The sequence below is a fragment of the Kitasatospora sp. NPDC059817 genome (assembly GCF_042731835.1).
Taxonomy (GTDB): Bacteria; Actinomycetota; Actinomycetes; order Streptomycetales; family Streptomycetaceae; genus Kitasatospora.
Map to the genome: position 1 here is coordinate 5,899 of NZ_JBHWIR010000021.1, position 17,800 is coordinate 23,698.

Below are 17,800 nucleotides of genomic sequence, written 5' to 3' on the forward strand. Positions count from 1 at the left end.
CTCGGCCCCCCGCGGAGCCCAAAACAACCGCCCCGCCCCCCCCCCGGACGCCCCGCTGAACCCCAACCCGCCCGACATCGACGGGTGAACGGCCACGCGAGCGCGACTCGAAGGCGAGGTTGCTAGCCGTCCTGGTGCTCGGCCCAGACGTACGCCTCGGGGAGCAGGTCGAGGACGGGCAGGGCGAGCAGTTCCGTTCCCCGCTTGACGATGATCTCGACCGTCGGGAAGTAGTCGAGCAGCACCTGCCGGCAGCGGCCGCACGGCGGCACGACGCCCCGGCCGTGGTCGCCGACCGCGACGACCGTGGTGAGGTCGTACGCGCCCTGGCCGGCGGCCGCGCCGATGAGGACGAGCTCCGCGCACGGGCCGCCGGTGAAGTGGTAGGCGTTCAAGGCCGTGACGATCCGCCCGTCGGCGTTGCGTCCGGCGGCCGCGACGGTGTGGTTGTCGCCCCGGGAGAAGCGCTGGGCCACCGCCCGGGCGGCCTCGACGAGCTCCTGGTCGACGGCTACGCGGTCTCCTACGGGGTCGGATTGATCGCTGGCGGACATATTCGCTGGGACTCCTTGATCGCACATGACAGGCTTCGAGCATGGACCGACCGCCCCTGATCGTGCCAACGCTTTGCGCGGGCCCCTTCACCCTTCGCCCCTGGCGCCTCACCGACCTCGCCGTGGTCCGGGAGGCGGGCACCGACCCGTACATCCCGCTGGTCACCACCGTCCCGGCCGCCTCCGCCGGGTACGACGACGAGCGCCGGGACATGCACCTCTACGCACTCCTCCCCACCGACCCCCGCGAGGCCACCGACCCCCGCGAGGCCACCGACCCCCGCGAGGACCGGTCCCCGCGCTAGTGCACCGCCGCCAGCAGCTCCCGGGTGTACTCGGTGTGCGGCGCGCTGAACAGGCGGTCGCGGTCGGTGGACTCGACCAGCCGGCCCCGGTGCATCACGGCCACCCGGTCGCAGAAGTGCCGCACCACGGCGAGGTCGTGCGAGACGAACAGGAAGGCGACTCCGAGGCGTTCGCGCAGCTCCATCAGCAGGTTGAGCACCTGCGCCTGGACCGAGACGTCGAGGGCCGACACCGGTTCGTCCGCGATGATCAGGCGCGGCTGCGGGGCGAGGGCCCGAGCGATGCCGATCCGCTGGCGCTGTCCGCCGGAGAACTCGTGCGGGTAGCGGTCCAGGTGGGCGGCGGGCAGCCCGACCTGGTCCAGCAGTTCGGCCGAGCGCTCCCGCCGCTGGGCCGCGTCGAGTGAGGTGTGCAGGCGCAGCGGGGTGTCGAGGGTCTGGGCGACGGTGCGGCGCGGGTTGAGGGAGGCGTACGGGTCCTGGAAGACCAGCTGGATCTCCCGGCTGAGCCGGCGCCGCAGCTCCCGGCTCGGGCGGGTGACGTCCTGGCCGTCGTACAGGACCGTTCCCGAGGTGGGCTGTTGGAGGCCGGCCAGGACGCGGGCGGTGGTGGACTTGCCGGAGCCGGACTCGCCGACCAGTCCGAGCGTCTCGCCGGGGGCGATCCGCAGTCCTACGCCCTCCACTGCCCGGACGGGCTCGGCGCGCAGGTTGGGAAGGCGGCGCCGCCCGGGGAAGTGGACGGCGAGGTCAGCCACCTCGACGAGCCAGCGCTCGGGGTGTCCGACCGTCCGGGGCGCGAATTCGGCGGTGGGTGACGGATCGTCAACTGTCGGCAATGGCGTGCCGGGTACGGAGTCGAGGGTGAGCGCTGCCCCGACCAGTGCGCGGGTGTACGGCTCGTGCGGCGCGGCCAGCAGCTCGGCGGTCGGCGCGGACTCGACCTCGACGCCGCCGCGCAGCACGAGCGTGCGGTCCGTCGTCCCGGCGACCACGCCGAGGTCGTGGCTGACCAGCAGCACCGCCGTGCCGTGCTCGCGCTGCAACTCGCCGAGCAGGTCGAGGACTTGCCGCTGCACCCGGGAGTCCAGGGCGGTGGTGGGCTCGTCGGCGATCAGCACCTGCGGGCCGTTCATCAGTGCCATGGCGATCATCACCCGCTGGCGCATCCCGCCGGAGAACTGGTGCGGGAAGTCGCGCACCCGGGCGGCCGGGATGCCGACCCGGTCGAGCATCGCGGCGGCCCGTCGGCGGCCCTCGGCGCGGCCGGCGCCGGGGTGGTGCAGCCGGTACATCTCGGCGAGTTGGGTGCCGACGCCGTGGAAGGGGCTGAGCGAGGTGAGCGCGTCCTGGAAGACCAGCGCGGCCCGGCCGCCCCGGACCGGGCGCAGCGTGGACTCCGTCGCACCCACCAACTCCTGCCCGCCCAGCCGGATCGAGCCGGTGACGGTGGTGGTGCGCGGGTCGTGCAGGCCGAGGACGGCGAGGCCGGTGGCCGACTTGCCGGAGCCCGACTCGCCGACCAGGCCGAGGACTTCACCGGCGGCGAGGTCGAAGGAGAGCCCCCGGACGGCGGTCACGGGCGTCCCGCCGCGCGGGTCGGCGAAGGTGACGGTCAGATCGCGAACGCTCAGCACGGGCTCTGCGGAGGGCGCGGCGCCAGGCCCAGGAGCGGCCTCCGACACGGCTCCGGGCGCGGCTCCGGACACGCCCCCGGACACGGATTCAACAGTGGACGTCATCGAACGGCTCCAGTCAGCTCAGGCGGATTCGCGGGTCGAGCCAGGCCACCACCAGGTCGGCCAGCGCGACGAACAGCACCACGAAGCAGGCGGCCAGCAGCACCGCGCCGACCACCGCGGGCAGGTCCTGCCCGGACACCGCCTGGGCGGCGAACCGTCCGACCCCGTTCAGCCCGAACACCGTCTCGGTGATGACCGCCCCGCCGAGCAGCACCCCGGCCTCCAGACCGAGCAGTTGCACCAGCGGTCCGGCGGCGCCGCGCGAGGTGTACTTGAGGTGGGCGCGCAGCCGGCCGAGGCCCTTGCCACGCGCCGTGCGGACGTACTCCTCGTTCATCGTCTCCAGCAGCTGGGAGCGTGAAAGCCGGGCGAACACGGCGGAGTTGACGAATCCGAGGACGAGCCAGGGGAGCAGCAGCCCGCCCGCCCAGGCCGCGAGGTCCTCGGTCGGCGGGGTGTAGGAGGGCAGTGGCAGCAGGCCGGTGGAGTAGACCAGTGCCCACTGGGCGACGTATCCGAGGAAGTAGATCTGCACGCTGGCGCCGACGAGGGTGAAGCCGGAGAGCAGCCGGTCGGTGCGGCCGCCGTGCCGCAGCGCGGAGACGAACCCGGTGCCGAGGCCGAGCACCAGCAGGACGGCGAGGGCGCCGGCGGTGAGCGAGAAGGTGACCGGCAGGTGGTCGGCCAGGGCCTCGGTGACGGGCTGGTGCAGCCGGTAGGAGTAGCCGAGGCAGGGCGCGTCGCAGTGGATGACCGAGCCGTCCACGTCGCTGATGTCGCGCCCGGCGACGACCCCGGTGAGGTAGTCGGTGTACTGGGTGAGCAGCGGCTGGTCCAGGCCCATGCTCTGGCGCACCGCCGCGACTTGGCCGCTGTCGCAGCGCGGGCCGCAGGCGGCGCGGGCCGGGTCGGCGGGCGCGGCGTAGAAGAGGGCGAAGGCGGCGGCGGAGACCGCGACCAGGACGGCGAGGGCCTGGAGGGTCCGCCGCAGGGCGAAGGAGAGCATGGCCGGTCCGGGGTCGACGGGACGGGGAGGCGTGCGCGGGGGCTACGTGGAGCACACGGGGAGTGCAGGAGTTCAGGGGCCCGCCCCCGCACCGACCGGCGCGGGGGCGGGTGCGGCGGTCAGGACTTCAGGTACAGCCACGCCAGGCTGACCGTGCCGTAGATGGGGTGGATGAACGCCCCGCCGACGTTGGAGCCGCGCACCTGGTTGACGTTCGCGTAGACGAACGGCAGCACCGGGACGTCCTGCATCACGGTCTTCTCCAGCGCGTACAGCTCCTTGGCCTTGGCGCGCGGCTCGCCGATCTGGTTGATCCGGTCGATCTCCTTGTCCACCGCCGGGTTGCGGTAGCGCGCGGAGTTGAGGTCGCTGCCGGCGCGGCCGTAGAAGGAGAACGGGATCAGCGTGGACGGGGTCGGCCAGTCGACGGAGGAGGTCTCCTCGAACAGGTCGTACGGGGAGTCGGCGCGGTGCACCTCGTCCAGGAACGCCTTGGGGTCGATCGGCTTGGGCACGATGGTGATGCCCGACTTGGCGAAGCCGTCCACCAGCACCTGCGCGGTGCGCTGTCCGTCCGGGGTGTTCTTGTACCCGTAGGTCAGGCTGGTCGGCGCCTGCTTGGCCTTGGCGAGCGCGGCCTTGGCGGCCTCCGGGTCGCCTTCGGGCTTGACCGGGTAGAGGTCGTACTTCTCCCAGTCGATCAGCGCCGGCGAGCTGAGCGTGCTGGCGAGTTCGCCGATCCGGGAGCCGCCCTGGACCTGGCGGGCCTGCTGGCGGGGGTAGCCGAGGTGCAGGGCCTTGCGGACCTCGACGTCCGGCACCCGCTCGTTGTTGATCACCAGCTGGGTGACGAAGGCGCCCTGGCGCCCGGAGACGACCAGGTCCTTGGCCTTCGGGTCGGTGTCGGCGGTCTGGTACAGCTCGGGGGAGAGCACGTCGGAGGCGGTGGTGGCGCTGGCGCCGCCGTCGCGCCCGGACAGGATCTCCTGGTTGATGTTGAGCGCCTCCTTGCCGAACGTGAAGACGAACTTGTCCGGGTACTGGCTGCGGATCGGGTCGGTCTCGGCCTTCCAGGCGGGGTTGCGCTCCAGCACCATGCGGGTGTTCTGGACGTGCTCGACGATCCGGTAGGGGCCGGTGGCGAACGGCTGCCGGTCGTAGTCCGTCCCGGTGTCCTTGTCCCGGCGCACCGGCGAGGACGAGGACTGCGCGGCCATGTACGGGACGTCGGCCTGAGGCTGCGGGAAGTGGAAGACGAGGGTGTGCTCGTCGGGCGTCTCGATCGCGGCCAGGTCGCCGTCCTGCGGGCCGGCGTACTTGGCGCGCGCCGCCTCGTAGCTGGCCTCGCCGGTGAGCCACTGCGGCCAGTACGGCGGGCCGACCTCGTAGCCCTTGCCGAAGCTGCGCTCGATGCCGTACTTGACGTCCTGGGAGGTGATCGGCTTGCCGTCCTCCCAGGCCACGCCGTCCTTGAGCCGGTACGTCCAGGTGCGCCCGCCGTCGCCGGAGGTGCCGGTGTCGGTCGCCAGGTCGCCGACCAACTTGGCCTTGCCGTCCACGACCTGATACTGCGTCAGCTGGCGGCCCCAGAGCAGCGAGGCGTTGTACGTCGCGCCCGCGTAGACCTTCTGCGGGTCGAGGTGGCGGAACTCGACGCTGTTGTACACGTTGACGGTGCCGCCCACGCGGGCGCCGGCAACGGCGGGGGCCGGGCCGGCGCTCTCCTTCTCGCCGCCGAGCGCGGCGGTCAGCGGGGACGTCTCCTTGGCGGCCGCCCCGGCGGGCGCCGGGCCGGTGCCCGCGCCGGCCGAGCAGGCGGTCGCCAGCAGGGCGGTGGCGACGACGGCGAGGGACGGTCTGGTCCAGCGCATGGCGAATCTCTCCTTGCCCCGGGAGTCGGGGCGGGTCGGGGCGGGCTTGGGGTGATGGACGGAGGAGGACGGGGGCTCAGCGGGCGGCGCGCGGGTCCAGCGCGTCCCGGACGGCATCGCCGAGCAGGTTGAAGGCGAGCACGAAGAGCAGCAGGGCGACACCGGGGAAGACCATGTAGGTCGGATCGGCCTGGAAGACCTCGGAGCCGCGGGAGATCATCCGCCCCCAGTCCGGGATCGGCTCCGTGATGCCGACGCCGAGGAAGGACAGCACCGCTTCGGAGGCGACGAAGGTCGGCACCGCCATGGTGGCGTGCACCAGCAGCTGCGAGCGGACGTTCGGCAGCAGTTCGTGGACGACGACATGGAATCGGCCGGCGCCCTGGGCCCGGGCGGACTGCACGAAATCCCTTTCTCGGAGCGACCGCACGGTGGCCCGCAGGGAAAGCGCGAGCGGAATCCAGCCGAACGCGGAGAAGACCAGGATCAGCACCAGGAACTGCATCCACTCCGGTTCCGCGGCGCCCGGATCGACCAGCCGGGACTGGATGACGGGGCTCAGCGCGAGGAGCAGGAGCAGGGTCGGAAAGGCCAGCAGCACGTTGGCCAGGAAGCCGAACAGCCGGTCGGCGATCCCGCCGAGGTAGCCGACCGCGACCCCGGCCAGCACGCCGAGCGTGGTGGTCACGGCGGCGGAGGCGAAGGCGATCAGCAGCGAGGTGCGGATGCCGTAGAGCAGCTGGGTCAGGACGTCCCGGCCGAGCCCCGGCTCCAGGCCGAACCAGAAGTCGCCCGAGATGCCGCCGTTCGGCAGGACGGGCAGGCCGCTGTCGCTGAGCAGGCCGGGGGAGTTCTGGCCGTAGTGCTCGACCGGGTTCTTCCCGTACAGGGCGGCGATCAGCGGGGCGGCGAGGGCGAGCAGCAGGAAGAGCAGGACGACGGCGAGGGCGGCGGCGCCGACCCGGTCGCGCAGGAGTCGGCCGAGCAGCCTCGGCGCGGCGGGTGCGGGGACGGAGCCCGCTGCTGTTTCGACCACGGCCATGAGAGGCGTACTCCCCGAATTCTCCGCCGCCCTGTGGGTGAGGGTGCGCTGGTGTGCATTTCCGAACCGGCCCCCGGGGGTTTCCCGTCGGCCGTTCGAGCGCCATCAGACCGGATGCGCGGGGAGGTCCGCAAATCACCTCCGGCGGTTTTCCCCGGCATTGTTTCGGCGCGTATTGCGGCTTCATTCGGCGTCATTGCGCCGCAATACCGGCGTTGCAGAAGAACGGACATCGAGGGACGAAACGGGCGCGCTGTCCCGAATCCTGAGATCTCCGCCACATCCCCCCGGGCATTGGTACGATCCCGGGGAGCCGCGACTGGCGCGCACGGATGGAACCGACCATCGGGAAGCGGCTCCGTGCACCCGCACGACAGTTGCCGAGCGCCTGGGCCGTCCGTACTCGTCCGTGCACCACGAGGAGACCGCCTTGGCCACCCCGCACACCCCTCATGCCGTTGAGGCCGCTCAGGCCCCGCACACCGCCGCCGGCGCGGCCGCCGACACCGCCTTCCGCAGCGCCCTCGACGTGGTCGCCGGCGTGGAGCCGCGGATCGCCGCCGCCATCGGCCAGGAGCTGGAGGACCAGCGCGCCTCGCTCAAGCTGATCGCCAGCGAGAACTACGCCTCCCCGGCCGTCCTGCTCGCCATGGGCAACTGGCTCAGCGACAAGTACGCCGAGGGCACCGCGGGCCGGCGCTTCTACGCGGGCTGCCGCAACGTCGACACCGTCGAGACCATCGCCGCCGAGCACGCCCGCGCCCTGTTCGGCGCCGACCACGCCTACGTCCAGCCGCACTCCGGCATCGACGCCAACCTCACCGCCTTCTGGGCCGTCCTCTCCCAGCGGGTGGAGAGCCCGGCGCTGGAGCGGGCCAAGGTCCGGGGCGTCAACGACCTCACCGAGCAGGACTGGGCGCAGCTGCGCCAGTCGCTCGGCAACCAGCGGATGCTCGGCATGTCCCTGGACGCCGGGGGCCACCTCACCCACGGCTTCCGACCCAACATCTCGGGCAAGATGTTCGACCAGCGCAGCTACGGCACCGACCCGGCCACCGGCCTGATCGACTACGACGCGCTGCGCGAGACCGCCCGGGAGTTCCGCCCGCTGATCCTGGTCGCCGGCTACTCCGCCTACCCTCGACTGGTCGACTTCCGGCGGATGCGCGAGATCGCGGACGAGGTCGGCGCGACCCTCATGGTCGACATGGCGCACTTCGCCGGCCTCGTCGCGGGCAAGGTGCTGACCGGCGACCACGACCCCGTCCAGCACGCCCAGATCGTCACCACGACCACCCACAAGTCGCTGCGCGGCCCGCGCGGCGGCATGGTGCTGTGCGACACCGAACTGGCCGAACACGTCGACCGCGGCTGCCCGTTGGTGCTCGGCGGACCGCTCTCGCACGTCATGGCCGCCAAGGCGGTCGCCTTCGCCGAGGCCCGCCGACCCGAGTTCCAGACCTACGCCCACGCCGTCGTGGACAACGCCCGGGCGCTCGCCGAGGGCCTGCTGCGCCGCGGCGGCCGGCTGGTCACCGGCGGCACCGACAACCACCTCGTCCTCGCCGACGTCTCCGGCTACGGCCTGACGGACCGTCAGGCGGAGGCTGCGCTGCTGGACTCGGGCGTCGTCACCAACCGCAACTCCGTCCCGCAGGACCCGAACGGCGCCTGGTACACCTCGGGCGTGCGCCTCGGCACCCCGGCCCTCACCACCCGCGGCCTCGGCACCGCCGAGATGGACGAGATCGCCGCCCTGATCGACACCGTCCTGCGCGCCACCACCCCGACCACCACCGCGGGCGGCGCCCCCTCCAAGGCCCAGTACCGCCTCGACGACGCCGTGCGCGACGGCGTCGCCAAGCGCGCCACCGACCTCCTCGCCCCCTTCCCCCTCTACCCGGGCGTCGACCTCACCTGACCGGCCGCACCTGACCGGCCCCGCCTGACCGACCTCACCTGACCGGTCCCGTCCAACCGCCCTCGATGCCCGAACCCCCGGGCCCGCCGCCCCACTTGCGGCGGGCCCGGAGCCGGCGCCGAGGCCGGCACCCCGCTCGGTACCGAGGTCAGTACTGCAGCGACTTGTACTGGAGGAACTCCTCCAGCCCGTGGCGGCCCAGTTCGCGGCCGAGGCCGGAGCTCTTGTAGCCGCCGAACGGGGCGAGCGGGTTGAAGCGGCCGCCGTTGAGGTCGACCTGGCCGGTGTCGAGGCGGCGGGCGAAGGCGGCGGCGGTGTCGGTGTCCGCGGCCCAGACGCCGCCGGCCAGGCCGTACTCGGTGTCGTTGGCGAGTTCGGCGGCGTGGTCCTCGTCCCGGTAGGGGAGGACCACCAGGACGGGTCCGAACACCTCCTCCCGGGCGATCGCCATGTCCCCCGTGACGTCGGCGAGCACGGTCGGGTGGACGTAGAAGCCGGTGGGCAGGCCCGGGACGGGCTCCGCGCCGCCGACGACCAGCCGGGCGCCCGCGGCGAGCGCGCCCTCGACGTAACCGCGCACCCGGGCCAGCTGCTTGGCGTTGACCAGCGGGCCGATCCGGGTCTGCGGGTCGGTCGGATCGCCCGGGGCGTACTTGGCGGCGGCCTTCGCGGCCGTCGCGACGGCCTCCTCGTACTGGTCCTGGTGCACCAGCAGGCGGGTCCACGCGCTGCACGTCTGGCCCGAGTTGGCGAACACGTTGGCGATGTTGACGTTGACCGCCCGGGTCAGGTCCGCGCCCGGCAGCACCACGTTGGCGGACTTGCCGCCGAGTTCCAGGGCGACCCGCTTCAGACCCCGGCCGGCCGTCTCGGCGACCTGCCGGCCGACGGCGGTGGATCCGGTGAACGAGACCACGTCCACGCCCGGATGGGCGGCGAGTGCCGCACCCGCCACCGCGCCCGTGCCGGTGACCAGGTTGAACGCGCCTGCGGGGAAGCCCGCTTCGTGCACCAGCCGGGCGAACAGCCGGGCCACCAGCGGGGTGTCCTCGGCGGGCTTGAGGACCACCGGGCAGCCGGCCGCCAGGGCCGGGACGACCTTGGCGACGATCTGGTGCAGCGGGTAGTTCCACGGCGTGATCGCCGCGACCACCCCGGCGGGCTCGGCGAGCACCACCGAGTTGCCGATCCGTTCCTCGAAGGGGTGCTCGGCGAGCAGTGTCAGGTAGGAGGTCGCCACGGTCAGTGGCGCTCCGGCGTGCACGGCGGCGGCGAAGCCGACCGGGGCGCCGAGTTCGGCGACCACGGTGGCGGTGATCTCCTCCTGCGCGGCGGCGATTTTGTCCCGCAGCCGGGTCAGCAGGGCGAGCCGGTCCGCGCGGGCGGTCGTCGCCCAGCCGCGGGCCGCCCGGCGGGCCGCGGCGACCGCGGCGTCGACGTCGGCCGGCCCGCCGGCCGGCACGGTGGCGAGCACCTGCTCGGTCGCCGGGTTCAGCACCTCGATCGACCCGGCGTCGTCCAGGGAGGGCCGCCAGGCGCCGTCGATGTACTGGTCGCCGTACTCCGCGTGCTGCTGCACCGAGTGTCCTCTCATCCGGTCGGCCGATTGACCAACAGCGCTAGTCAAAGGGCCAGTCAAGGCGGCCCGGTCGGCCGCGCGCAAGAGCCAATCCGGTCCGGTGGGCCGGCGGGTTACCCCGGGGCGAACCGTGCGGTGTACTCGTCGAACGGCTCGGTCCCCGCGCCCGCGCCCCGTTCGTCCGACCGCTCAAGGGCCTCGCACGGCCGCGGCACCGGGCGGCCGCCCGCCCACCGTCCTCGTCACCGCCTCCGCCGTCAGCTCCACCGCCCGCCGCCGGGCGTCCAGTTGACGATCCGCGCGCGGCGCGACCGGCCGGCCGTGGTCCGCCGTCGCGGGACACCGGACGAACCGTCCCGAAGGCTCCGCGTTCACCCTCCGACAGCGAAACGACGGTCCGCGAAAATCATTGCGCGAAAAGCTCCTCACGCCTGCGGGCACCGCTGTAGATTGCAGCGAACTCAGCGGTGAAGCACTACTGTTGCCAGTGGTTCGTAGTGGTGCACATGGTCCGGGACCAGCGCGTCCCACGGTCGGGCGGGGGTTTCCACCGGGCTGAGGTCTGGCTTAAATCCGCAGGTCATCCGTACCGCATAAGGAGCATCCCGTGACCGATGCCGCGTTGAAGGACGAGTCGCAGCGGCCTGCCGAACCAGCCGTGCTGGAGGACGTTCCGGGCTGGTTCTGGGACCATGACCGGCACTCGTTCGACTGGTTCATGGGACGGCAGGAGAAGACCGGGGTCACCGGCGACCTGCTGGAGATGGGCGCGTACCTGGGCCGCAGCGCGATCGTGATCGGCGAGCACCTCCAGCCCGGCGAGTCCTTCACCGTCTGTGACCTCTTCGACTCGGACGCTCCGGACGACGAGAACGCCGCCGAGATGGACACCTCCTACCGGAAGTCGCTGACCCGCTCGGCCTTCGAGGTCAACTACCTCGCCTTCCACGAGGAACTGCCGGAGATAATCCAGGCCCCGACCTCCGCCCTGGCCGGCGGGCGGATCGCGGCGGGCACGTTCCGCTTCATCCACATCGACGCCTCGCACCTGTACGAGCACGTCGTGGGCGACCTCCAGGTGGCCCGGGTCGCGCTCCAGGACCAGGGTGTCGTCGTCCTGGACGACTACCGCTCGCAGCACACCCCGGGCGTGGCCGCCGCGACCTGGGGCGCGGTCTTCAACCACGGGCTCAAGCCGATCATGTTGACCGAGTGCAAGTTCTACGGCACCTGGGGGGATCCGGAGCCGTTCCAGCGCGACCTGCTCGACCGGGTGGACCTCGCCGCAGGCTGTTACCTCAGCTCCGAGACCTTGAACGGGCAGCAGGTGCTCCGGATGACCGGCGACTCGGACGGGATCGGCGCGTTCCGCCCCTCCCGCCACCACCGGCGGCTGGCCGCCGAGGCGGCCCGGGACGAGGCCTCGCAGTCCCGCCGGGCGGTCCAGGAGGAGGCCGCCCGAGACCTCGCCGCCCGCCGGGCCCGCGCCGCCGAGCTGCGCCGCCCGGCCAATGTCGCCAAGCGCGCCGCCCGCGACCTGCTGCCCCCGGTCGTCACCTCCGTCATCCGCCGCGCCCGCCGCGGCTGACGGCCGCCCGCCGACGGCCGACGGGTCCGACTGTCACCCGATACTCGGCCCCGCCCTGTCCCGCCCCGCCAACGCCGAAGGGCCGGTCGACGAACTCGACCGGCCCCTCGGTGTTGCGCGCTCCCTCAGGCCCGCGAGGCCTCCCGCGGCTCCTGGCCGGAGCCCGCGGAGCCCGCAGAGCCGTCGGAGCCCTCGGCGGCCGCAGCCTCCTCGGCCAGCTCGCGCCGGACGGCGGCCAGGGACGGGTTGGCCCATGCGCTGGCGACGCCCCAGTGGTAGAAGGCCAGCGCGATGGCCGCGACGACCAGCAGGTCCCAGCCCTCGGGCAGGTAGCCCTGGCCGCCGAAGTCGGTGCTGCCGGCCCAGGAGACGCCGGCCATCACGAACAGGTACGCGACCATCCAGGCGCCCGCCTTCAGGTGCGGCTTCAGCTCGGCCCACGGCTTGCGCAGCTCGTACCAGGCCCAGATCGGCAGACCGGCGGCCATCAGCAGGATGACCTTGCCGGTGAGCGGCCAGCGGGCCCAGTACAGGACCAGCGAGCCGAACACCATCGCCACGGGCGCGATGACCGGCATGGCCCGCAGCCGGACCGGCCGGGGCAGGTCCGGCGCGAGGCGGCGCAGCGCCATCACGGCGACCGGGCCGGTGACGTACGAGATCACGGTGGCGACCGAGACGATCTCGGCCAGCGAGCCCCAGCCGCGGAAGACCGCGAGGAACAGGAAGGCGACCACCAGGTTGAGCACCAGGGCCGGGCGCGGGATGCCGGTCTTGGCGTCGACCTTGCCGAAGATCTTCGGCAGGTGGCCGTTCTCCTGCACGCCGTGGATCATGCGCGAGGTGGTGGCGGCGTAGATCATGCCGGTGCCGCTGGGGGAGACGAAGGCGTCCGCGTACAGCAGCAGGGCGAGCCAGTTGAGGCCCCAGACCATCGCGAGGTCGGCGAGCGGCGAGGTGTAGGCGAGGCTGCTCCAGCCGTGCGACAGGTCGGCGGCCGGGATGGCACCGATGAAGGCGATCTGCAGCGCGACGTAGATCACCAGGGCGATCAGGATCGAGCCGATGACGGCCTTGGGCAGCGACTTGCCGGGGTTGCGGGCCTCGCCGGCCAGGTTGAGCGGGGACTGGAAGCCGTTGAAGGCCCAGACGATGCCGGACACCGCGACGGCGGTGAACACGGCGCTCCAGCCGTTCGGCGCGAAGCCGCCGTGGTCGGTGAAGTGGGCGGTGTCGAAGTGGGCGAACAGCAGCGCGCCGGCGGTCAGGGTCGGGACGATGACCTTGAAGACGGTGATCGCCGTGTTGGTCTTGGCGAACATCGTGATGGCGAACCAGTTGAGGATGAAGTAGCCGACCAGCAGCACGCTGGCCAGTGCCACCCCGCTCAGGGTGAGTTCCTTGCCGTTGTACAGCCCCTGTGCCCAGCCGAAGTGCCAGGAGCTCATGTACTGGACGGAAGCGGTGGCCTCGCCGGGGATGACCGAGACGATGGCGATCCAGTTGGCCCAGGCGGCGAGGTAGCCGGCCAGCGAGCCGTGCGAGTACTGGCCGTACCGGACCATGCCGCCGGCCTTGGGGAACATCGACCCGAGCTCGCTGTAGGTGAGCGCGATGGTCAGTGCCACGGCGGCCCCGATCACCCAGGCCAGGATCGACGCGGGGCCGGCCAGCCGGGCGGCGCGCTCGGCGCCGAACAGCCACCCGGATCCGATGATCGATCCGAGCCCCACGGCGGTGAGGCTGATGGTGCCGAGCGATCGCCGGTAGTTCTGATGTGATGCCGTCGGAGACTCTGGCTCACTCAACGTATCGGTCCTCTCGCTCGGGGTTTCATCGGGTGGTGTCGTGGTTTTTACGCTGGTTTCCGGACAAACGGAGACAGCCTATGGGGCCAAAACGGGCGAATACCTCAAGGGAAGCTCAAACTGTCCGATCGTTGCCATCTCGTGTCCGCTTTCCGGGTCACGACAGCCGCAGAAGTCGCCTGGGTCACAGCGGTTGCGGGGGTCGCGAGCGCCGCAGCGGCCACCTGGTCCGCACGGAGAACCCGAGAGGACCTGCGAGAACTCGAGAGAACCCGTGGATGGCGACGGCGCGCCGGGAAAAAGAAATTCCCCGCGGGTTCCTTTCGGATCCCACGGGGAATTCGGTTGTGTCCGAGGGGGGACTTGAACCCCCACGCCCGATAAAGGGCACTAGCACCTCAAGCTAGCGCGTCTGCCATTCCGCCACCCGGACAGGGTGTGTGCTTCGGGGTTTTTCTCGCCCCCTCGGCGACAGAGAGAACATTACCAGGGTTCTGGAGTGCTTCTCACCTGCGTTTCCCCGGGTGGGGGGATGTCCGGGTCGGTCGGGGTGGTCGGGCTGGCTGGGATGGGTCGCCACGGTGCGCGAACCCCGGCCGAAGCGGTGGCGAGCGCGAAGGAAACGGTCGACCCCGGCGGCGGCCGCGGTCCGTTCCGGCCGGAAGCGGTCCGACACGGGCAAGTTGTCGACGGTGCCACGGTCCCGGCGGTGCCTCTCCTAGCCTCTGTGGATCGAGGGCGCCATGAGCGGAACGCCTGATTCCCGGGTCGCGGACACTCCCGGGTCGCGGACGAAGGGCGGCTGGACGTGGAGCAGATCAGCGGGGCGGCGAAGGCCGAGCCGAGACGCGCCGGACCGGAGCGCGTACCCGCCGACCCAAGACGCACCGGGCCGGAACGCGCACCCGCCGGACCGGTCGAGGGCGTGTGGCGCTTCCCGGTGCCGGCCGAGGAGGCCTCGGTGCCGCTGACCCGGCACGCGGTCCGTGACCGCCTGCTGGCCCAGGGGATGGCCGGGGTGCGCTACCAGGAGCTGGTGGACGACGTGCTGCTGATCGTCTCGGAGCTGGTGAGCAACGCGGTGACGCACGCGGCGAAGCTGTCGCCGGAGGTGACGACCGAGCTGGCGGTCCGCCGGGGCTGGGTCCGGGTGTCGGTCGAGGACGGTGACCCGTACCGGCCGAAGGCGCTGGAGAGCGACACCGGGCGGACCGGTGGCCGCGGCCTGCTGCTGGTGAAGAGCGTGACGTTGCAGGCCGGCGGGGTGTGCGACGTGGAGCGGACGGGGGAGGGCGGCAAGGTCATCTGGGCCTCGCTGCCCGTCCCCCCGGAGACCGACGACTGAGCGCCGCGGGCCCGCAGACCGGTCCCGCCCGCCTACCAGTCCCGCCCGGCGATCTCCCGGATCCCCGGCAGCGCCGCCTCGAAGACCGTCTCGAACCACACCGAGAACGGCCGCTCGGCGCGCAGCTCCCGCAGTTCCTGCGCGGTCACGAAGGCGTAGTCGTCGACCTCGTCGGGGTTGGGCTCGACGGGCGCGGTCACCAGCCCGACGAACAGGTGGTTCCACTCCCGCTCGATCAGCCCGGTGGCCTCGTCCGGCAGGTCGTAACGGACCGTACCCGCCTCGCAGAGCAGCGCCGGCGCGATGCCGAGCTCCTCGGCGGTGCGGCGGGCGGCGGCGACGAACGGGGGCTCGTCCGGGTACGGGTGGCCGCAGCAGGTGTTCGACCAGACGCCGGGGGAGTGGTACTTGCCGAGTGCCCGCCGCTGGAGCAGCAGCCGCCCCTGGCGGTCGAAGAGGAAGACCGAGAACGCGCGGTGCAGCCGGCCGGGCTGCTGGTGTGCCCAGTGCTTCTCGGCGGTGCCGGTGGTGACGCCCTCGTCGTCGACCAGTTCCAGCAGGATCTCGGGACCGGCGCCGGCGGTCCCGGTCGAGGCCCCCGGGGCGACCGTCACGTCCGTCTCGACGTCGAGACCGGTGTCGATCTCGGAGTCGAAGTGTGTCGGGTTGGTCGGCAGGCTCTGGGGCATGGGGCCTCTTTCGGGAGGGGGGGAGCAACGGAAGCATCGGGGTACGTCCGGTACACCGGGTGCAGCGGACGCAGCGGGGGCACCGGCGCCGGCGTCGGGCTCCAGTCTGCCGTATGGGTGGCGGTGGGGACGGGTCCCACGCACAACCGGGCGGATCATGACCGTCCGCAGGTCGATTCCGGGCACAGATGGGTCCAAGTCACTCCCGGAAGGGTCATCGGAATAGCAGAATTGTTCGGCATTCGTTCGAGTCGCGTTCGATCACCGCTTCGCCCCCTCGTTCGATCATCGCCTCGCCCCCGCGTTCGATCACCGCTTCGCCACCCTCCCGTCACCTCGCGGCCCCCGGCCGCGTTCGGGTCGGCCGCCCGGGTCGCCTACCATCGCTTACGGCACGGTGCCCGCACTCGCGGCGGCACCGGCGCGCCGATTCGCGGCCCGGCCGGACGGAAAGCCGGTGCCCCGGCACCCCGCGCGCACCGCCCCGCGCACCGCACGACGGATCAGGAGACCCCGCATGATCGGCCTCGTTCTGGCAGCCGGCGCCGGCCGCCGGCTGCGCCCGTACACCGACACCCTGCCCAAGGCGCTGGTGCCGGTCGACGGGGAGCGGACCGTGCTGGACCTCACCCTCGGCAACTTCGCCGAGGTCGGCATCCGCGAGGCCGCGATCGTCGTCGGCTACCGCAAGGAAGCGGTGTACGACCGCAAGGACGCCCTGGAGAGCAAGTACGGCGTCAAGCTCCACCTGGTCGAGAACGACAAGGCCGAGGAGTGGAACAACGCGTACTCGCTCTGGTGCGCCCGCGAGCTCTTCGCCGAGGGCCTGCTGCTGGCCAACGGCGACACCGTGCACCCGGCGTCCGTGCAGCGCACCATGCTGGAGGGCAACCAGCGCCTCGTCGAGGCCGGCACCGCCCCCGGCATCCTGCTGGCCCTCGACACGGTGAAGAAGCTCGCCGACGAGGAGATGAAGGTCGTCGTCGACCCGGCCGCCGGCATGCGCCGCATCACCAAGCTGATGGACCCCACCGAGGCCACCGGCGAGTACATCGGCGTCACCGTGATCAACCCCGCCGCCGCCGCCGACCTGACCGACGCGCTGCGCGCCACCTACGAGCGCGACCCGCAGCTGTACTACGAGGACGGCTACCAGGAGATGGTCAACCGCGGCCTGCGGATCGACGTGCAGCCGATCGGCGAGGTCTCCTGGGTCGAGGTCGACAACCACGACGACCTGGCGAAGGCGCGGGAGATCGCGTGCCAGTACTGACCCGGCTGGTTCCGTCGCCGCTGTTCGTCGAGGTCCGCCCGGGCGCGCTGGACGCGCTCGGCGGCATCCTCGCCGACCAGCGGCTGTCCGCCTCGGGCCGGATCGCGGTGGCGATCAGCAACGGCTCGGGCGCGGCGATGCGCCGGCGCCTGGAGCCGGCCCTGCCCGGCGCCGACTGGTACAACGTCGACGACGGCAGCCTGGACAGCGCGGTGCGCCTGGCCGAGTCGGTGCGCGGCGGGCACTACGACGCGATGGTCGGCCTCGGCGGTGGCAAGATCATCGACGCCGCCAAGTACGCCGCCGCCCGAGTCGGCCTGCCGCTGGTCGCGGTCGCCACCAACCTGGCCCACGACGGCATCTGTTCGCCGGTCTCCACGCTCGACAACGACGCCGGCCGCGGCTCCTACGGGGTGCCCAGCCCGATCGGCATCATCGTCGACCTGGACGTGATCCGGCAGGCCCCGCCGCGCTTCGTGGCAGCCGGCATCGGCGACGTGGTCTCCAACATCTCCGCCTGCGCGGACTGGGAGTTGTCGCACGCGGTCACCGGCGAGCCGGTGGACGGACTGGCCGTGGCGATGGCCCGCTCGGCCGGCGAGAACCTGCTGCGGCACCCAGGTAACACTCAGGATCAGGACCTCCTCACGGCCCTCGCGGAAGCCCTGGTACTGTCCGGCATCGCGATGAACATCGCGGGCAGCACCCGGCCTTCCTCGGGTGCCTGCCACGAGATCTCGCATGCTCTGGACGTGCTGTACCCCAAGCGTTCCGCCCAGCACGGCGAACAGGTCGGCCTCGGCGCCGCGTTCGCCAGCTTCCTGCGGGGCGAGCGCGAGCTGACCGGTCTGATCGTGGAGCGCCTGGCGAGCCATGGACTGCCGGTGACCGCAGCTCAGATCGGTTTCACCGAGGCGGAGTTCACCGACGCGGTGCACTACGCTCCGAACACCCGCCCGGGGCGCTTCACCATCCTTGAGCACCTCGACCTCTCCCCCTCAGCAATCAGGGACGCGTACGCCGACTATGTCCAAGCCGTCAACAGCTGACCCCTCCACCACGGGCGCCGAGCGGCCC

General features: G+C 72.1%; 14 protein-coding genes, 1 tRNA gene and 1 riboswitch. Of the genes, 6 read left to right on the forward strand and 9 right to left on the reverse strand.

The genetic code is table 11. The features are described 5' to 3' along the window. Window positions 1–122: 122 nt before the first annotated feature. Entirely contained in the window at window positions 123–554 is a 432-nt protein-coding gene (locus tag ACFV61_RS07355; RefSeq protein WP_380490542.1) for a cytidine deaminase family protein, read from the reverse strand. Window positions 555–595: 41 nt separating this feature from the next. On the opposite strand from ACFV61_RS07355, the gene ACFV61_RS07360 reads away from it, so the two are divergent. Continuing rightward, window positions 596–859, forward strand: coding sequence for a hypothetical protein (locus ACFV61_RS07360; RefSeq protein WP_380490544.1), 264 nt, complete (start codon window positions 596–598; stop codon window positions 857–859). On the opposite strand, the gene ACFV61_RS07365 is transcribed toward ACFV61_RS07360, so the two are convergent. From ACFV61_RS07365 to ACFV61_RS07380, 4 genes are all read right to left on the reverse strand, one after another. Beyond that, on the reverse strand, window positions 856–2,496 hold the full coding sequence (locus tag ACFV61_RS07365) for a dipeptide ABC transporter ATP-binding protein (RefSeq protein WP_380490547.1): 1,641 nt from the start codon (window positions 2,494–2,496) through the stop codon (window positions 856–858). The genes ACFV61_RS07360 and ACFV61_RS07365 overlap by 4 nt on opposite strands. Before the next feature lie 118 nt (window positions 2,497–2,614). Continuing rightward, window positions 2,615–3,607 (reverse strand): ABC transporter permease, encoded by a 993-nt coding sequence (locus ACFV61_RS07370; protein ID WP_063350084.1) that lies wholly within the window; start codon window positions 3,605–3,607, stop codon window positions 2,615–2,617. A 119-nt stretch (window positions 3,608–3,726) separates the two neighbouring features. Beyond that, window positions 3,727–5,478, reverse strand: a complete 1,752-nt coding sequence (locus tag ACFV61_RS07375) for an ABC transporter substrate-binding protein (RefSeq protein ID WP_380490550.1) — start codon at window positions 5,476–5,478, stop codon at window positions 3,727–3,729. A 76-nt stretch (window positions 5,479–5,554) separates the two neighbouring features. Beyond that, entirely contained in the window at window positions 5,555–6,520 is a 966-nt protein-coding gene (locus ACFV61_RS07380; RefSeq protein ID WP_363367281.1) for an ABC transporter permease, read from the reverse strand. A 305-nt stretch (window positions 6,521–6,825) separates the two neighbouring features. Then, window positions 6,826–6,921, forward strand: a riboswitch (ZMP/ZTP riboswitch). A gap of 29 nt (window positions 6,922–6,950) precedes the next feature. Here ACFV61_RS07380 and ACFV61_RS07385 point away from each other — a divergent pair. After that, a complete protein-coding gene (locus ACFV61_RS07385; RefSeq protein WP_380490552.1) occupies window positions 6,951–8,441 on the forward strand; it encodes a glycine hydroxymethyltransferase in 1,491 nt (496 codons plus the stop codon). A gap of 148 nt (window positions 8,442–8,589) precedes the next feature. On the opposite strand, the gene ACFV61_RS07390 is transcribed toward ACFV61_RS07385, so the two are convergent. Further along, the gene (locus ACFV61_RS07390) at window positions 8,590–10,020 is read right to left on the reverse strand and encodes an aldehyde dehydrogenase family protein (RefSeq protein WP_244293505.1); all 1,431 of its coding nucleotides are present in this window, start codon (window positions 10,018–10,020) and stop codon (window positions 8,590–8,592) included. Between the two features lie 607 nt (window positions 10,021–10,627). Here ACFV61_RS07390 and ACFV61_RS07395 point away from each other — a divergent pair. Next, window positions 10,628–11,608: a class I SAM-dependent methyltransferase gene (locus ACFV61_RS07395; RefSeq protein WP_244293506.1), complete on the forward strand. Its 981-nt coding sequence runs from the start codon at window positions 10,628–10,630 to the stop codon at window positions 11,606–11,608. Between the two features lie 125 nt (window positions 11,609–11,733). Here ACFV61_RS07395 and ACFV61_RS07400 read toward each other — a convergent pair whose 3' ends face one another. Next, the gene (locus ACFV61_RS07400; protein ID WP_380429400.1) at window positions 11,734–13,416 is read right to left on the reverse strand and encodes an APC family permease; all 1,683 of its coding nucleotides are present in this window, start codon (window positions 13,414–13,416) and stop codon (window positions 11,734–11,736) included. Between the two features lie 348 nt (window positions 13,417–13,764). Beyond that, window positions 13,765–13,849, reverse strand: a tRNA-Leu gene (locus ACFV61_RS07405). A 384-nt stretch (window positions 13,850–14,233) separates the two neighbouring features. Here ACFV61_RS07405 and ACFV61_RS07410 point away from each other — a divergent pair. Then, a complete protein-coding gene (locus tag ACFV61_RS07410; RefSeq protein ID WP_380490576.1) occupies window positions 14,234–14,761 on the forward strand; it encodes an ATP-binding protein in 528 nt (175 codons plus the stop codon). 32 nt (window positions 14,762–14,793) lie between these two features. Here the strand turns inward: ACFV61_RS07410 and idi are convergent, their stop codons facing one another. After that, entirely contained in the window at window positions 14,794–15,450 is a 657-nt protein-coding gene (gene idi, locus ACFV61_RS07415; RefSeq protein ID WP_079136034.1) for an isopentenyl-diphosphate Delta-isomerase, read from the reverse strand. 517 nt (window positions 15,451–15,967) lie between these two features. Here idi and ACFV61_RS07420 point away from each other — a divergent pair. Further along, entirely contained in the window at window positions 15,968–16,723 is a 756-nt protein-coding gene (locus ACFV61_RS07420) for a sugar phosphate nucleotidyltransferase (RefSeq protein ID WP_380485270.1), read from the forward strand. Continuing rightward, window positions 16,711–17,772, forward strand: coding sequence for an iron-containing alcohol dehydrogenase family protein (locus tag ACFV61_RS07425; protein WP_063350092.1), 1,062 nt, complete (start codon window positions 16,711–16,713; stop codon window positions 17,770–17,772). Before ACFV61_RS07420 ends, ACFV61_RS07425 begins: the two co-directional genes overlap by 13 nt. Window positions 17,773–17,800: the final 28 nt, after the last annotated feature.

Excerpts from the sequence above, each read along its gene's own strand:
- ACFV61_RS07355 (WP_380490542.1), bottom strand. The coding sequence starts at position 554 with ATGTCCGCCAGCGATCAATCCGACCCCGTAGGAGACCGCGTAGCCGTC.
- ACFV61_RS07375 (WP_380490550.1), bottom strand. The coding sequence starts at position 5,478 with ATGCGCTGGACCAGACCGTCCCTCGCCGTCGTCGCCACCGCCCTGCTG.
- ACFV61_RS07370 (WP_063350084.1), bottom strand. The coding sequence starts at position 3,607 with ATGCTCTCCTTCGCCCTGCGGCGGACCCTCCAGGCCCTCGCCGTCCTG.
- ACFV61_RS07380 (WP_363367281.1), bottom strand. The coding sequence starts at position 6,520 with ATGGCCGTGGTCGAAACAGCAGCGGGCTCCGTCCCCGCACCCGCCGCG.
- ACFV61_RS07360 (WP_380490544.1), top strand. The coding sequence starts at position 596 with ATGGACCGACCGCCCCTGATCGTGCCAACGCTTTGCGCGGGCCCCTTC.
- idi (WP_079136034.1), bottom strand. The coding sequence starts at position 15,450 with ATGCCCCAGAGCCTGCCGACCAACCCGACACACTTCGACTCCGAGATC.
- ACFV61_RS07420 (WP_380485270.1), top strand. The coding sequence starts at position 15,968 with ATGATCGGCCTCGTTCTGGCAGCCGGCGCCGGCCGCCGGCTGCGCCCG.